Source organism: Pseudomonas sp. 1928-m, assembly GCF_029269135.1.
In the GTDB taxonomy this organism is placed as follows: domain Bacteria; phylum Pseudomonadota; class Gammaproteobacteria; order Pseudomonadales; family Pseudomonadaceae; genus Aquipseudomonas.
In genome coordinates, this window is record NZ_JARIXO010000007.1 from 172,836 (window position 1) to 188,111 (window position 15,276).

Annotated in this window: 14 protein-coding genes; 3 read left to right on the forward strand and 11 right to left on the reverse strand. The window is 62.7% G+C overall.

The annotated features are described in order from the left end of the window. The first annotated feature begins 66 nt into the window (after window positions 1-66). Window positions 67-393 (forward strand): hypothetical protein, encoded by a 327-nt coding sequence (locus P3C18_RS19065; protein ID WP_275963454.1) that lies wholly within the window; start codon window positions 67-69, stop codon window positions 391-393. Window positions 394-499: 106 nt separating this feature from the next. Here P3C18_RS19065 and P3C18_RS19070 read toward each other — a convergent pair whose 3' ends face one another. Next, window positions 500-1,999 carry a PLP-dependent aminotransferase family protein gene (locus P3C18_RS19070; protein ID WP_275963375.1) on the reverse strand — a complete coding sequence of 500 codons (1,500 nt, stop codon included), beginning with the start codon at window positions 1,997-1,999 and terminating at the stop codon, window positions 500-502. Window positions 2,000-2,122: 123 nt separating this feature from the next. On the opposite strand from P3C18_RS19070, the gene P3C18_RS19075 reads away from it, so the two are divergent. Beyond that, on the forward strand, window positions 2,123-3,328 hold the full coding sequence (locus P3C18_RS19075; RefSeq protein WP_275963376.1) for an FAD-dependent oxidoreductase: 1,206 nt from the start codon (window positions 2,123-2,125) through the stop codon (window positions 3,326-3,328). A gap of 18 nt (window positions 3,329-3,346) precedes the next feature. Here the strand turns inward: P3C18_RS19075 and P3C18_RS19080 are convergent, their stop codons facing one another. From P3C18_RS19080 to P3C18_RS19125, 10 genes are all read right to left on the reverse strand, one after another. After that, window positions 3,347-4,471 carry an ABC transporter permease gene (locus tag P3C18_RS19080; RefSeq protein ID WP_275963377.1) on the reverse strand — a complete coding sequence of 375 codons (1,125 nt, stop codon included), beginning with the start codon at window positions 4,469-4,471 and terminating at the stop codon, window positions 3,347-3,349. A 1-nt stretch (window position 4,472) separates the two neighbouring features. Next, window positions 4,473-7,202, reverse strand: a complete 2,730-nt coding sequence (gene rbbA / locus P3C18_RS19085) for a ribosome-associated ATPase/putative transporter RbbA (RefSeq protein ID WP_275963378.1) — start codon at window positions 7,200-7,202, stop codon at window positions 4,473-4,475. Beyond that, on the reverse strand, window positions 7,199-8,269 hold the full coding sequence (locus P3C18_RS19090) for an HlyD family efflux transporter periplasmic adaptor subunit (protein ID WP_275963379.1): 1,071 nt from the start codon (window positions 8,267-8,269) through the stop codon (window positions 7,199-7,201). Before P3C18_RS19090 ends, rbbA begins: the two co-directional genes overlap by 4 nt. A gap of 64 nt (window positions 8,270-8,333) precedes the next feature. Beyond that, complete coding sequence (locus tag P3C18_RS19095; RefSeq protein WP_275963380.1) at window positions 8,334-8,636, reverse strand: chaperone modulator CbpM; 303 nt, start codon at window positions 8,634-8,636, stop codon at window positions 8,334-8,336. Next, window positions 8,636-9,583, reverse strand: a complete 948-nt coding sequence (locus P3C18_RS19100; RefSeq protein WP_275963381.1) for a DnaJ C-terminal domain-containing protein — start codon at window positions 9,581-9,583, stop codon at window positions 8,636-8,638. The genes P3C18_RS19095 and P3C18_RS19100 overlap by 1 nt, the downstream gene beginning before the upstream one ends. Window positions 9,584-9,635: 52 nt before the next feature. Then, the gene (arcC, locus tag P3C18_RS19105; protein WP_275963382.1) at window positions 9,636-10,613 is read right to left on the reverse strand and encodes a carbamate kinase; all 978 of its coding nucleotides are present in this window, start codon (window positions 10,611-10,613) and stop codon (window positions 9,636-9,638) included. A 19-nt stretch (window positions 10,614-10,632) separates the two neighbouring features. Further along, window positions 10,633-11,631, reverse strand: a complete 999-nt coding sequence (argF, locus tag P3C18_RS19110) for an ornithine carbamoyltransferase (RefSeq protein ID WP_275963383.1) — start codon at window positions 11,629-11,631, stop codon at window positions 10,633-10,635. Between the two features lie 25 nt (window positions 11,632-11,656). Next, window positions 11,657-12,877 carry an arginine deiminase gene (locus P3C18_RS19115; RefSeq protein ID WP_275963384.1) on the reverse strand — a complete coding sequence of 407 codons (1,221 nt, stop codon included), beginning with the start codon at window positions 12,875-12,877 and terminating at the stop codon, window positions 11,657-11,659. Window positions 12,878-12,925: 48 nt separating this feature from the next. Beyond that, entirely contained in the window at window positions 12,926-14,425 is a 1,500-nt protein-coding gene (arcD, locus tag P3C18_RS19120; RefSeq protein ID WP_275963385.1) for an arginine-ornithine antiporter, read from the reverse strand. Further along, window positions 14,422-14,562 carry a hypothetical protein gene (locus tag P3C18_RS19125; protein WP_275963386.1) on the reverse strand — a complete coding sequence of 47 codons (141 nt, stop codon included), beginning with the start codon at window positions 14,560-14,562 and terminating at the stop codon, window positions 14,422-14,424. The genes arcD and P3C18_RS19125 overlap by 4 nt, the downstream gene beginning before the upstream one ends. Window positions 14,563-14,915: 353 nt before the next feature. On the opposite strand from P3C18_RS19125, the gene P3C18_RS19130 reads away from it, so the two are divergent. Next, window positions 14,916-15,263: a metalloregulator ArsR/SmtB family transcription factor gene (locus tag P3C18_RS19130; RefSeq protein WP_275963387.1), complete on the forward strand. Its 348-nt coding sequence runs from the start codon at window positions 14,916-14,918 to the stop codon at window positions 15,261-15,263. The last annotated feature ends 13 nt before the right edge of the window (window positions 15,264-15,276 follow it).

Genomic DNA, 15,276 nt, shown 5'->3' on the forward strand with positions numbered 1-15,276 from the left:
TAAGCAGTTGGCGTGCTAAGCGAAGCGTGTAGAATCCCGCGCCCCGAAAATGCAGGAGACAACACGTTGGCTATTCACTACACCGCGTCCGCGGAAAATGTCGCATGTGGACGCACCGGCTCGAACCTGAGCAGCACCCAGGATGTCACTCAGGTTTCATGCAAGCTGTGCCTGCGCAGCGTTGAAAAAGGCACTGTTGAGCCTGTCCGTAAAACCCCAAGCCTCGCTGAGCTTAGAGCCGCCGCAAAAGCGGCGAAGGCCGCTGCCGCAGCGGCTGAGCTGGTAAAGCCAACCGCCACCCTGAAACCCCGCGCCGAATGGCAGCAACGCCTGGAGCAACTGCCGGGTAGAAACCGCATCCCGCGTGGGATGGCTCGGCAGGTATTTGTTTAAGCGCGGCAAACCTCGGCCTATCGCCAGCGGCCGCGTTAACTCGCCACCAAGCAGTAGCGCCCGCCTGGTTGGTTAAAGCCCTGCTCTGCGTCAGAGTCGCGCGGCCTTATTGCTTCAAGGCAACAGCAACCGCCTTGGCGGCATCCTCAATCGCGCACTCATTGTAGGGCGCAAAACCCAGCACCAGCCCCGGTTCTCGGGGCTGCACGCTGTAGCGCGCCAGCGGCAGGGTGTCGATGCCGGCGGCCTGCAGGCGGGCGAAGGCGACCTGTTCATTGTCCATCTGCAGGTTGCAGGTGATATCCAGCCCTGCACGGATCTCCGGTACGTCGATCAACCCCTGCCAATGCCGCTGCGCCGACTCGGCAAAGGCCTCGGCGCGTGAAGCGTAAATTTTGCGCATGCGCCGTACATGGCGGTCGAAATGCCCTTCATGGATAAAGTCGGCCAGCACCGCTTGCGACAGGCTGTTGGCGTGGCGGGACATCAGCGCGGCGGCGCGGGTGAAACTCTCCAGCAGGTGCGCCGGCAATACCAGATAAGCCAGGCGGATGGAGGGAAACAGCAGCTTGCTGAAGGTGCCAGCGAGGATCACCGACTGCTCCGCCGCCGGCATCGAGCGCAGCGCCGGAATCGGCTTGGCGATAAAGCGGTATTCGCTGTCGTAGTCGTCCTCGAAGATATAGCTGCCGTGCTGCGCCGCCCACTGCAACAGCGCCAGACGCCGCGCGGGGGACAACTCACCGCCCAGCGGCGCCTGCCGTGAAGGGGTGACGTAGGCCAGCCGAGCATCGGGGGCCAGACGCACGCCCTCCTCCACTTGAATGCCGAAAGCGTCCACCGGCACATCCACGCGCTGCACACCCGATACATCGATCAGCTGACGCGCGCCGGGGTAGCCGGGGTCTTCCATCCATACCTTGGAGTTGCCCGGTGCCAACAGGCGCAGGCACAGGTCGAGCCCCTGCTGCACGCTGTTGAGCACCAGGATGCGCTCGGCGGGCACTTGCACACCACGGGCGATGGCCAGGTAGCCGGCGATGGCTTCACGCAGCGCCGGCAAGCCGCCGGGGTCCGAGTCGAGCAGGATGGACAGCCTCGAGGCGCGCAGCTGCTGGATATGTAGCTTGCGCCACAGGTCGACCGGGAAAGCCTGAACATCGCCCCGATGCGGGAAGAACGGCCGCAACCCCGGCGTCACCGAGCGCCGCGCAAAGATTGGGGTGATCGCCTCAAGGCGTTCGACCCACGGCGTGGCAGGGGGCGTGCGCGGCGCCTCTTGCGTGGCCACGACCTTGCGCCGCACATAGCCGGCGTTAAGCGTGGCGTCCGGCAGCACCTGGCAAACCCGCGTGCCGCTGCCGGTCTGCGCCTCCAGATAGCCCTCGGACAACAACTGCTGATAGGCCACCTGGGCCGTGCCCCGCGCCAGCTTGTAGTGCTCGGCCAGCGCGCGCGTACTGGGCAGCTTGCTGCCAGCCGGCAGACGGCCGCCGAGAATGGCGCCGCGCAGCGCCTCATATAACCAGCGCTGCAGGCTGACGCCCGGCTCGGGTGTACCCAATGGCAGGAAGACCACCTGCGGGGGCGATTTTTCGGCGGGCATGGCCGCTCCAAAGTGGATCAATGAGTTCAGGCAAGAATGGATCAATACCTTGATCCAAGCCAGAGGCAGAATCACTCCCGTCGTCAGCCAACAGCCTTTCTCTTCACCATGGGAACTCACAACATGAAACAGCAAATCCTGATCATTGGTGCCGGCTTTGCCGGCATGTGGAGTGCACTCAGCGCCGTGCGCCTGCTCGATCAACAGCAGCGCCTGGACATCAATGTCACCCTGCTTGCGCCCCAGGCGGAACTGCGCGTGCGTCCACGCTTTTATGAGCCCGACCTGGCCAGCACAGTCGCTCCGCTCGGCCCACTGTTCGAGGCCGTGGGTGTCCGCTTCGTCCAGGGCAGTGCCACGCAGATTGATACCGCCAGCAAGCGCGTCAGCTACCGCGACGCGTCGGGTGCCGAGGCTGCACTGAACTATGACCGTCTGATCCTCGCGTCCGGCAGCCAGGTGGCGCGCCCACCACTGGACGGTATCGAACGCTTTACCTTCGATGTCGACAGCCTGGAGTCGGCGCAGAAACTCGAAGCCCACCTGCAAAGCCTGGCGCAGCAGCCAGAGAGCGCAGCACGCAACACCGTGGTGGTGGTCGGCGGCGGCTTTACCGGTATCGAAACCGCCACCGAAATGCCGGCACGCCTGCGCGCCACCCTCGGTGGGCAGACCGACATCCGCGTCATCGTGGTGGATATGGCCAAGCAGGTTGGCGCGGCCATGGGCGAGGCAATCGCCGAGATAGTCGCCGCAGCCAGCGACAGCCTAGGCGTCACCTGGCGGCTCGGCAGTCCAGTGTCCAAGGTCGATGAGCACGGTGTGCAGCTGGGTAACGGCGAACGCATTGCGGCCAGTACGGTGATCTTTGCCGTGGGTGTGAAAGCCTCGCCACTGACCCAGCAAATCAACGGCGAACGCGATGCACATGGCCGCCTGCACGTGGACCGCAACCTCAAGGTGCTCGGCCAGAATGCCATCTACGCCACCGGCGACACCGCTTACGCGGCCGTGGATGAGCAGGGCAATCACGCCCTGATGACCTGCCAGCACGCCATTGCACTGGGTCGCTCGGCCGGCAACAACGCCGCCGCGGATCTGCTCGGTGTCGCGCCGATTGCCTATAGCCAGCACAAGTACGTCACCTGCCTGGATCTGGGTGCCTGGGGCGCGGTGTTTACCGAAGGCTGGGAGCGCAAGGTGCTGCTGACCGGCCAGGAAGGCAAGGCGCTGAAAACCCAGATCAACACCCAGTGGATCTACCCACCGGCAGCGGACAGGGCAATCGCCCTGGCCGCTGCCGACCCGTTGATCCCCGTGGTGGCGTAAGCACTCGCTGCGCCACCCTCAGGACATCTGTGCCAGCGTCTTGCGAAAGCGCAGCAGCGCGCCGGCAAAGAACAGCGCGCCGATGCCGATGATCGCCAGGAACTGCGGCCAGACGGTCGCGAACCCGGCACCGCGATAGAGAATCGCCTGGGCCAGATCGACGAAGTGAGTGGTCGGCGCCACCAGCATAATCTGCTGCACCAGCTCGGGCATGCTCTCGCGCGGTGTGGTGCCGCCGGAAAGGATCTGCAGCGGGATCAGCACCAGAATGATCAACAGGCCCAATTGCGGCATCGAGCGCGCGATAGTGCCGAAGAAAATGCCCATTGAGGTGGTCGCGAACAGGTGCAGCAGCGCGCCGCACAAGAACAGCGGCAGCGAGCCGGCAATCGGCACGTGCAGCCAGCCTTGCACCACCAGCAGCAGCGACAGCGCAGTGGCCAGCAGCACCACCAAGCCCATCGACCAGACCTTGGCCAGCATGATTTCGGGTGGCGTCACCGGCATCACCAGCAGGTGCTCGATGGTGCCGTGTTCGCGTTCGCGGATCAGTGCCGCGCCCGTGAGAATGATCGACAACATAGTGATCTGGTTGATCACCTCCATCACCGAGCCGAACCAGCTGCGCGTCAGGTTTGGGTTAAACGCGACGCGCACGGCCAATGCGGCCTGCTGCGGCAGGTCGGCACGATAGTGACGCAAGAACGCGCTGACTTCCTCGGCACCGATCATTTGGATATAGCCCGCACCGGTAAACGCCATGCTCACCTGTGTGGCATCGACGTTGAGCTGGATAGCGGGGCTATGCCCGGCAAGTACATCGCGCTGAAAATCCGGTGGGATATTCAGGGTGAAGGTGTACTGCCCGGAGTCCATGCCGTGATCCATTTCGCTCAGTTCGATACGTTGCGGCGGGCGAAAAAACGGTGGTTGGAAGGCATCAATCAAGCGGGCCGAGAGCGGTGAGCGGTCTTCGTCGACCACTGCAATCGAGGCGTTGTGCAGGCTCTCCGGCATGCTGGTGGCGGCCGTGATGATGCCCAGGGTAAAGGCCCAGATAATCAGCAAGAGCAGCGCAGGGTCACGCTGCAGGCTGCGCAGTTCCTTGAGCCCCAGGTGGAAGATATTCGCCAGCTGTTCCATCTCAGGCCTCCTGCTTTTTCAGTAGGCTGGTGCACAGTGCTAGCAGGACGGGGATGGTAATCAGCAACGCCATGAAATAGCTGTACAGCTCAGTGAAACCCAGCGCTTTAGAGAACACTCCACGGCTGATGATGAGAAAGTGCGAGGTGGGATAAATCTGGCCAACCAGCGCGCCAAAGCCTTCGAGTGATGCCACCGGGTAGATCAGCCCGGAGAACTGGATGGCCGGAATCAGGGTGACGATGGCCGTGCCGAATACCGCAGCAATCTGGCTGCGGGTAAAGGTCGACATCAGCAAGCCCATGGCCGTGGCGCAGCTGATGTACAGCAGGCCACCGGTCAGCAAGGCCAGTAGGCTGCCCTTGAGCGGCACATCGAACACCCACACCGCAGCGACCACCAGCAGCACAAAATTGAGCATGCCCAGGGCGATATAAGGCAGTTGCTTGCCAAGCAGAAACTCCAGGCGGGTGACCGGCGTGACATACAGGTTGATGATCGAGCCCAACTCCTTTTCGCGTACCACGCCAAGGGCGGTAAGCATTGCCGGAATCAGCATCAGCAGCAGCGGAATCACCGCCGGCACCATGGCATTCAGGCTTTCCACGTCCGGGTTGTAGCGGTAGCGCACCTCCAGGGTCGGCAGGCTACTTCGCGTAGACGCACTGTCCTGGCGGGCCAGCTCCTGCAAGTAGCCGGCATGCAGGCCCATCACATAGCCTTTGATGGTTTCGGCGCGCATCGGCATGGCGCCGTCGAGCCACATGCCGATTTGCGGTACGCCACCGCGCTTGAGGTCACGGCCGAAGTTGGGCGGGATTTCCACCGCCAGGCTGATCTCGCCACTGCGCATGCGCCGGTCCAGCTCGTCGTAATCGCGCAGCGGCGCTTGCTCGATAAAGTAGCGCGAGCCGGCCAGGTTGAGGGCGTACGCCTGGCTGGTGGTGGTCTGGTCGCGGTCGAGCACCGCGTAGGTCAGGTTCTCGACATCCAGGCTGATGCCGTAGCCAATGATAAACAGCAGCAACAGACTGCCGAGCAACGCCATGCTGCCGCGAATCGGGTCGCGGCGCAGTTCCAGGGCTTCCCGGCGGGTATAGCTGAACAGGCGCAGCAGGCTGAAGCGCTTGCGTTTCAGCTCATTGCTCTGCGCTGCTGGAGCCTCCGCTTCTGGTGCGGGCTGTTGTGCTTTTTCGCCGACGGCATCCTGCAGGTAGGCGATAAAAGTCGCCTCCAGGGTTGGCAGGCCGCGCTTGGCCATCAGGGCCTTGGGCGTGTCGCTGTCGAGCACTTTGCCGGCGTGCATCAAGGAGATGCGGTCGCAACGCAGGGCTTCGTTCATAAAGTGGGTGGAGATAAATATCGTCACGCCGTCATTGCGCGAAAGGTCGAGCATCATCTGCCAGAACGCATCACGGGCAATGGGGTCGACGCCTGACGTCGGCTCATCAAGAATCAGAATTTCTGGCTTATGGATGACCGCTACAGCCAGTGAAAGACGCTGACGAATACCCAGCGGCAAACGCTCGGGCAACTGCTCCATAACGCTGCCAAGGCTGAAACGCTCAGCCATGGCAGTCACCCGCGCCGCGATTTCCGTGGCCGGCACGTGAAACAGCTGGGCGTGCAGCACCAGGTTCTGCCGCACACTCAGCTCGGCATACAACGAGAATGACTGCGACATATAGCCGACCCGCTTGCGCGTGGCCATGTCGCGGGCATTGACCACCTGACCGAACAGCAGGGCTTGCCCTTCGCTGGCGGGCAGCAAGCCGGTAAGCATCTTCATGGTGGTGGTTTTGCCGCAGCCATTGGAGCCGAGAAAGCCGAAGATTTCCCCGCGTTCGATGCGAAAGTCGACGTGGTCGACCGCAACAAAATCGCCGAAACGCATGCTCAGGTCGCGCGCTTCAATGGCAATTTCCTGTTCGCCTGCCGGGCGTGGCGGGATCACCAGTTGCTTATGGCCCTGGCGTTTGGCTTCCGGCATCAGGGCGATAAACGCCTCTTCCAGACTTGAGCATTGAGTGCGTTGCAGCAGCTCGGCCGGGCTGCCGGTGGCCAATACGGCGCCGTCATCGATGGCCAGCAAATGGTCGAAGCGCTCGGCCTCCTCCATGTAAGCAGTGGCCACCAACACACTCATCTGCGGGCGCTGCCGGCGAATGCGCTCGATCAATTCCCAGAACTGGTTACGCGACAGCGGATCAACGCCGGTGGTGGGCTCGTCGAGGATCAGCAAGTCAGGGTCGTGGATCAGCGCGCAACACAGCCCGAGTTTTTGCTTCATACCGCCGGACAGTTTGCCCGCCGGCCGCTCACCAAATTCACTGAGGCCCGTGCTGCGCAGCAGTTCGGCAATACGGGTTTTGCGTTCGGCCTCGGCCTGGCCAAACAGGCGGGCAAAGAAGTCCAGGTTCTCGATCACCGAGAGCGTCGGATAGAGGTTCTTACCCAGCCCCTGAGGCATATAGGCGATGTGTGGGCACACTTGCCGGCGGTGAGCGCGGCTGGCCATATCGCCACCGAGCACCTCGATCTGCCCGCTCTGGATTTTGCGTGCGCCGGCAATCAGCGCCAGCAGGCTGGATTTGCCCACACCGTCGGGGCCGATCAAACCCACCATGCACTGCGCGGGAATTTCCAGGCTGACGGCATTGAGGGCGCAGGTTTTGCCGTACTGCAGGCTGACATCCTGCAGCTGCGCGACTGGCGCTGCAGGCGCGCTCACTGCGGAACCTTGATCGCCAGTTCTGCCGGCCACTCGGCCTGTGGGTCAAGCCGCAGATAAGCCACGCCGGGGACGCCGGTTTTTACTTGAGTGAGGTGGCGCTGCAAGAGTTCTGGATCAATCCGTGCCTTGACCCGGAACATCAGCTTTTCGCGCTCGCTGGCGGTTGCCACGGTTTTCGGAGTGAACTGGGCAACGCTGGCCACGTAGCTGACCTTGGCCGGAATTACATACTGCGGTACGGCATCGATCACCAGGCGAACTTCGGCACCGAGTGCTACCCGACCTGCCTGCTGCTCAGGCAGGAAAAAGGTCATGTAGACATCGCTCAGGTCGACCAGATTAAGTACCTTGCCGCCCGCGCCGATTACCTCACCCGGCTCGGCGATGCGGTACTGCACACGCCCTGCGCGCGGCGCCTTGAGCTGACTATCCTCGATATCGATCTGTAAGCGCTCGACGCTGGCTTGGGTGGCCTCCACAGCCGACTGCGCCTCAATCACCTGGGACTGTGCGGCGGCAATGCCCGCTTCAGCCGAAATAACCTGGGACTCTGCGGCCGCCAGAGCGGCTTGGGTGCTTTGCAGCCGGGCAAGGTCGTCATCCAGTTGCTGCTGCGCCATGGCATTGCGTTTGACCAGGATCGCGCTGCGGGCGTGGCGCTTTTGCGCGGCCGACACTTCCGCCTGGCGCTGGCGCACGATGGCCTGCGCGGTGACTTTCTCACTCTCGCGCAGGCGAACCTGGGCGCTGGCAGTCAGTTGGCTGTTCTGCGCCTGGCGCATTTGCGCCTGAGCCTGCAGCACTTGCGCCTGGAGTACCTGGGTGTCCATGCGCGCAATCACTTGCCCGGCCTCGACGAACTCGCCCTCCTCAACCTCAATGCTGGCGATGCGCCCCGGTAACTTGCTGGCCGCGTCAACGTCGGTGGCTTCAATCCGCCCGTTACCGCTGGCGAAGCCATCCCCCAGGCCCTCGGGGCGCAGGGTGTACCAGAGCAGGCCGGCGATAATGGCCACGACGGCAACACTGGCGGCAGGAAAGATCCATTTTCGGCTGACTGACATAATGACCTTGAGTCTCTAAACAAAGGAATTGGCTACAGCGGCACTCGGCGTCACACCGTGCGAGCTAGGGCTGTTCGAAGCGGCTCAAGCGGCGCCGCAGGTGGCTGTTTTCGGCACGCAGCTGCTCCAGCTCATCAAGCAACTGCAGCGCCAGGGCCACACCGGCCCACTCAAGTTGCAGCTCAACCTGTAAGCGCAACGCCCGCTTGGCGACGGACAGTGCATGGCTACTAAACCGCCATTGCTCCGGCGTTGCACCGCAGGGTTCGACGATGCCGTGTTCGATAATTTCCAGCAGAACCGCCTGCGGCAGCTCAGCGCACAGGCAGAACTCGTGAATGTCTAATTGCAGGGTCTGGCTACTCATCACTGGCTCCACTGCGCGCGCGGATTGAAGGCGGCCTGCTCGGCCAGTTGTGCCCATAACGCGCGCACAGGCTCGTCGGCTTGAGCCGGGATGACGATCTTGAACAACGCATACAGGTCACCCGGCTCGCCGGCTTTGTTGCGCAGCCCCTTGCCTTTGATCCGCAGCCGTTGCCCTGCTTGGGTATTGGCGGGTATGCGCAGGCTGATTTTGCCGCTCAGCGTCGGCAGCGTAACTTGGCTGCCCAGCGCGGCCTCCCAAGGCGCCAATGGCACGGTGAGGACCAGGTTGTGCCCCTCAACATCGAACAATGGGTGGGGCACGAAGTGAATGACCAAATCCAAGTCGCCATGTCCGCCGCCACCTACCCCCAGCGCGCCCTGCCCTTTCAGGCGGATGCGTTCGCCATTGCTGACCCCAGGCGGGATTTTTACATTCAAGGTCTTGCTGATCGCAGGCAGAGGCTGACCGTCAGCGCTGTATTGCGGGAGTTGGAAGGCAATGGTCTTGGTTTCAGCGGCCAGGGTTTCTTCCAGCAGCAGCGGCAGCGCCATTTCAACGTCCTGGCCCCTGCGCGCGCGGCTGCGGCCGGCGTCCTGGAAACGCCCCGCGCCACCAAACAGCGACTCGAAAAACTCGGAATACTCACTGCCCGCGCGGCCACCCTCGGAAAAACCCGCATGGCCTTGCGGTTGCCAGCCCGGTGGCGGCTCAAAGGGGCGACCCTGCTCGGCGTATTTGCGCAGTTCATCGTACTCGGCGCGCTTTTCCGCGCTTTTCAGCACCTCATAGGCTTCGGCGACTTCCTTGAATTTATTTTCCGCATCCGCTTCTTTGCTGACGTCTGGATGGTATTTGCGCGCCAGTTTGCGGTAAGCCGTCTTCACGGCTTTGTCATCTGCCCCCGGTTCAAGCCCGAGCACCTTGTAGTAATCCTTGAAGTCCATCGAGCCACCTTGGGTCGTCTACCGACACGTTGCTTGCAGCAGTAAACGCTGCTCAGGTGCGAGAGGTTTTGTCAGAGATCAAGAGAGTTGGCATTGCCGACTCTGGGGCCGTGTCCACCACTGCCGGACAGACCTGAGTGCCGGCGGTGCCGGCGAGCATCTCTTCGATCTGCTCCAGCGAACCGATTACCGCACGCTGACCGCTCGCCAGGACGAAAGCCTGCGCAGCTGCGACCTTGGGCCCCATGGAGCCTGCGGCGAACGCGTGCTCACTCAGTTCTTGTGGCGTGACCTTGCCGAGGGCGCGTTGCGTGGGCAGGCCCCAGTCGAGGTAAATCGCTGCAACATCGGTGGCAATCACCAGCACCTCGGCATGCAGCTCACGCGCCAGCAAGCTGCTGCACAGGTCTTTATCGATCACCGCTTCCACGCCATGCAGAGCGTTGCCCTCACCCTTGCGCGCCACCGGGATACCGCCGCCACCGGCCGCAATCACCAGCGCGCCATGCTCCAATAACCAGCGGATCGCCTGTATGCCGAGTACCCGCAGCGGCTGAGGCGAGGCCACCACGCGGCGGAACGCAGCACCGTCCGCCGCCATGCTCCAGCCCCTGGCAGCAGCCACGTGTACGGATTCGGCCTGGGTGTAGATCGGCCCGATGGGTTTGCTTGGGTGGCCAAAGGCCGGGTCCTGCAGATCCACTTCCACCCGGGTGATCAGCGTGGTGATCGCCCGCGTTGCGGGCAACAGGTTGGCCAGCTCCTGCTCAAGCAGATAGCCGATCATGCCGTCGGTCTGCGCGCCGAGTACGTCCAGTGGGTAGGCGTCCACGTCAATGTAGGCCGCCGCTTGCAGGGCCAGTAGCCCCACCTGCGGGCCGTTGCCATGGGTCAGCACCAGGTCGTGGTTGGCGGCTACGCGCGCCAATTGGGCAGCGGCGCGGCGAATGTTGGCCAACTGGTTTTCCGCTGTGGGCAGCTGGTCACGTCGCAGCAAGGCATTACCGCCCAGGGCGACGACGACTTTCATGAGTGGGCTCCTGGCGGTGTCATCCGAGGGTCGCTACCAGCACGGCCTTGATGGTGTGCATACGGTTCTCGGCCTGGGTGAAGACGATGGAGGCGTCAGACTCGAACACTTCGTCGGTGACTTCAATCTCGCTCAGGCCATATTTTTCGTGCACCTCGCGGCCCACCTCGGTCTCCAGATTGTGGAACGCGGGCAGGCAGTGCATGAACTTGCTGCGTGGCTTGCCAGTGGCCTGCATCAGCGTCGTGGTCACCTGATAGGGCAGCAGTTTGTCGATGCGCTGTTGCCACACAGCATCGTCCTGGCCCATTGAAACCCAGACATCGGTGTAGAGAAAATCTGCGCCGGCCACGGCCTTCAGCGGATCGCTTTCCAGGGTGATGCGTGCCCCGGTGCGGCTGGCCAGCTCGCGCATTTGCGCCACCAGTTCGGCAGGTGGCTGTAGATCGGTTGGCGAGCAGATGCGCACATCCATACCCATTTGCGTGCCGCCCACCAGCAGCGAACTGCCCATGTTGAAGCTGGCGTCGCCCAGGTAGCAGAAGCTCAATTCGTGCAGTGGCTTTTCGCCGAACTCCTGCATGGTCAGCAAGTCGGCGAGGATCTGTGTGGGGTGCATCTCATCGGTCAGGCCATTCCACACCGGCACCTTGGCGTAAAGCGCCAGCTCCTCAACCACGCTCTGATGAAAGCCGCGGTACTCGATGCCGTCGTAGTAGCGCCCCAAAACGCGGGCGGTGTCCTTCAGCGATTCCTTGTGGCCGAGCTGCGAGCTACCGGCATCGAGATAGGTCACGTGCCCGCCCTGGTCGTGCACCGCGACCTCGAAGGCGCAGCGGGTACGCGTCGAGGGTTTCTCGAAAATCAGCACGATATTTTTACCCGTAAGGCGCGGCTGCTCGTTGCCCACCGCTTTCGAGCGTTTGAGTTCGGCGGCCAGGTCGAGCAGGTAGCGCACCTCATCGGGGGCGAAATCCTTCAATGCCAGCAGGCTACGGTTGTGCAGGTTAAAGCTCATGGGCTGCTCTCATAGGGGATAGAGGTCAAAGCGCGTCACGCTCAATCGGGCAACTCATGCAATGGCTACCACCACGACCGCGGCCCAATTCCGAGCCGGGAATGGTGATCACCTCAACACCGGCTTTGCGCAACAGCGTGTTGGTGTGGGTATTGCGGGCATAGCCCATGACCACGCCCGGAGCCAGCGCCAGCAGGTTGTTGCCGTCGTCCCATTGTTCGCGCTCGGATTGCCAGGCATCGCCGCCGGTGGCCACCGAACGCAGCTTGGCCAGGCCCTGTGCTGCGGCCACGACCTCCAGGAAGGGCTGGCTCTCGCTGCGCACATCCAGGCTGCCTTCACGTTCGCCCGGACGCAGGCTGTGCACGCGGATCGCGTCAACCATTTCGGGGAAGCAGGTCACCAGGTCCACGTCGCAGAAGGTGAATACCGTGTCCAGGTGCATCGCACCGCGCGACTTGGGAATCTGCGCGGCCAACACGTGGGTGGCTGCGCCCTGGGCAAACAATGCGCGGGCCAGCTGACTGACAGCCTGCGGCGAGGTGCGCTCGCCCATGCCGATCAATACCACGCCATGCCCCAGCGGCATCAGATCGCCGCCTTCCAAGGTCGCACCGCCATGATCGACATCGGGGTCGCCCCACCAGATTTTCGTCTTGCCAGCGAACAGCGGATGGAAGCGATAGACCGCTGCGGTCAACAGGGTTTCCTGCCGCCGAGCCGGCCAGTACATGGGGCACAGCACCACGCCGTCACCGATCCAGCAGCTGCTGTCGCGGCTGAACAGCGTGTTGGGCAGCGGCGGCAGAAGGAAGTCATGTGCTGTGGCATAACGGGCCAGCAGCCCTTCTGGCTCAAACGGCAGCTCGGCACGCGCCAGCCCGCCGATCAGGTGTTCTGCCAGGCGCATAGGCGGCAGTGCTTCTAGCCAGGGCCTTAGTTGCTGCGCCAACTCGCTATCGACAGTGCCTTGGGCGAGTTTGCGGTCCAGCAGCCAGGTGCGGGCCTCTGGGTTGGCCATGCTGGTAGCCAGCAGGTCATGCAGCTCCAGCACCTCAACATCGCGGCTGAGCATGGCATTGGTGAAGGCGGCGTGATCGTTGCGCGCCTGCTCGACCCAGAGCACGTCGTCGAACAGTAAATCGCGGCAATTGGCCGGCGTCAGGCGCTGCTGTGCGAGACCTGGGCGGCACACCAGTACACTGCGCAAGCGGCCAATTTCAGAGTGCAAACCTTGGGTCGTCATGACATTGAATTCCTGTTCACAAATGCGCAGATGCAAAATGCAGAGCGCTTACAGCCCGAGCCGCCCCATCAGCAGCAGCGTGGCGGCTACGCCGGCCAGCACCACCAGAGCGGCCAGAATCGCCCACTCCCAAGGGGTAAACATGCGTTCCTGTCGCTGGCGCTTGGCCCAGGCATAGAGCAGCACGCCCGGCACATAAAGCAGGGCGCTGAGCAGCAGATACTTGAAGCCGGCGGCGTACAGCAGCCATAAGCAGTAGACCGTGGCCAACGCAGCGATGGGCACGTCAGCACGCTGGATGGCCGCTTTGACGCCCTCACCGCGCCAGGCCAGCAACAGGCCGTAGGCCGCGCTGAACAGGTAGGGCAGCAGAATCATCGCCGTGGACAGCGAGATCAGCGCCAGATAAGACGCCTCGGAGAACAGCGTCAGAATCAGAAACAGCTGCACCATGCCGTTGGTGAGCCACAGCGCATTGGCCGGCACATGCTTGTCGTTGGTCTGCCCCAGCCACTTCGGCATCACACCACCGCCTGCCGGGCTGAACAGGGATTCCGCCGCCAGTAGCATCCAGGCCAGGAAGCCGCCTCCCACCGATACAATCAGGCCGACGTAGATCAGCACCGCGCCCCAGGTGCCAACAGCGTTTTCCAGCACGCCGGCCATTGATGGGTTTTTCAGGCCGGCCAGGGTCGGCTGGCTAAATACCCCAAGCGACAGCAACGACACCGACATCAGTAGCAGCAGGCAGATCAGAAAGCCGATGACCGTGGCGCGGCCCACGTCTTCACGCTTGCGCGCCCTGGCCGAATACACGCTGGCCCCCTCAATGCCGATAAACACCCAGACCGTCACCAGCATGGTGCTCTTGACCTGATCAAGCACCGAGCCGAGGCTGGCATCGCCCCAGAAGTTCAGGCTGAAGGTTTCCACCTTGAAGGCCATGGCCACCAGCGCGATAAACAGCAGCAGCGGCACGATCTTGGCCAGCGTGACCACCGCATTCAGCACCGCAGCGCCTTGAATACCGCGCAGTACCAACAGGTGGATGACCCACAGCACGGTGGAAGCGCCCGCGATGGCGGCCGGCGAGTTGCCGCTGCCGAACACGGGAAAGAAGAAGCCCAACGCACCGAACGCAGCCACCAGATAACCGACATTGCCGATCCAGGCGCTGACCCAGTAACCCCAGGCGGAGTTGAAGCCAACGTACTCACCCGACAACGCGCGGGCATAGGCGTAAACGCCGTTGTCGAGTTCGGGTTTGCGCAGCGAGAGCATCTGGTAGACCCGCACCAGCAGCAACATGCCGATGCCGGTGATGGTCCAGCCAATCAGGATGGCCCCAGCACCGGCGCCGGCTGCCATGTTCTGCGGCAGACCGAAGATACCGCTGCCGATGATTGAACCGACCACCAGCGCCACCAGCAGGCCAAGACCGAGCTTCGCGGGTGCCTGTGTGGCGGTGATCTTGGTTGGTGTTGCGCTGCCGGATAGACCCGCAACATCTGCGGTTGCTGCTGAAGGTAATGCGTCTGCGGCCTTCATGCCGCCCAACCCGCAGAAGCCGGCACACCGCACAGCGCCTTGAACTTCATCGCAAACGACGCGGCGCTTGGCGCGTGCACAGTGGACGCGAGCCCCAAAACGATGTAGCGGTAAACGATGGAATGCAGCGGATTCATCGCAAATACCTGTGCAGGGTGATGCCAGCCAGAACGTGAAGTACGCGCAGATCTGGTTATCCCTATCAGTCTGTTCGCCCTGGCTTGAGCTGTCTGTTCGCAAGCACACGTAGAGCCTTCAGGCGCTCGGCAACAGGACGGCAAATCCATCGATCTTGGCTAGGCATATTGAATGGCTACTGACCGATTTTCGCCTGCCGCCAACGGCCGCGTTGGCTCGCCGCCAAGCATTAGCGGCCGCGTCAGCGTCGCGCGGCCTTTATCACCTGAGCAGCCCTGCCCAGGTTATGGCGACGGCATAAAGCCTTGAATGGCGCTTTACATGTGCACGCGCACGCACATATAGTCGCCACATGAATACACCTCTATCCCGAACCCAAGCCATCGAAGCCGCCATCGCGTCACTCGATGGCGCGTTCTTCAAAGCCCTGTGCGAGGCGCCACGCGTGGCCGTACTCAAGCGCGTCATGCTTCTGGGGCGCGCAGATGTCACCGAGATTGCCGCTGAACTGCCGCAGGAGCGCTCAGTGGTGTCGCGCCATTTGCAGGTACTGCTTGATGCCGGCATCGTGCGCGCCGCGAAGGTTGGCCGCCAGGTGTTCTACGAAGTGGATGGCCCAGCCATTATCCAGCGCCTGGAAAGCATCCTCACCCACACCAAAAACATCACTCCGCTGTGCTGCCCAGGCCGGGCGGAGTGATTTTATTTAGGCA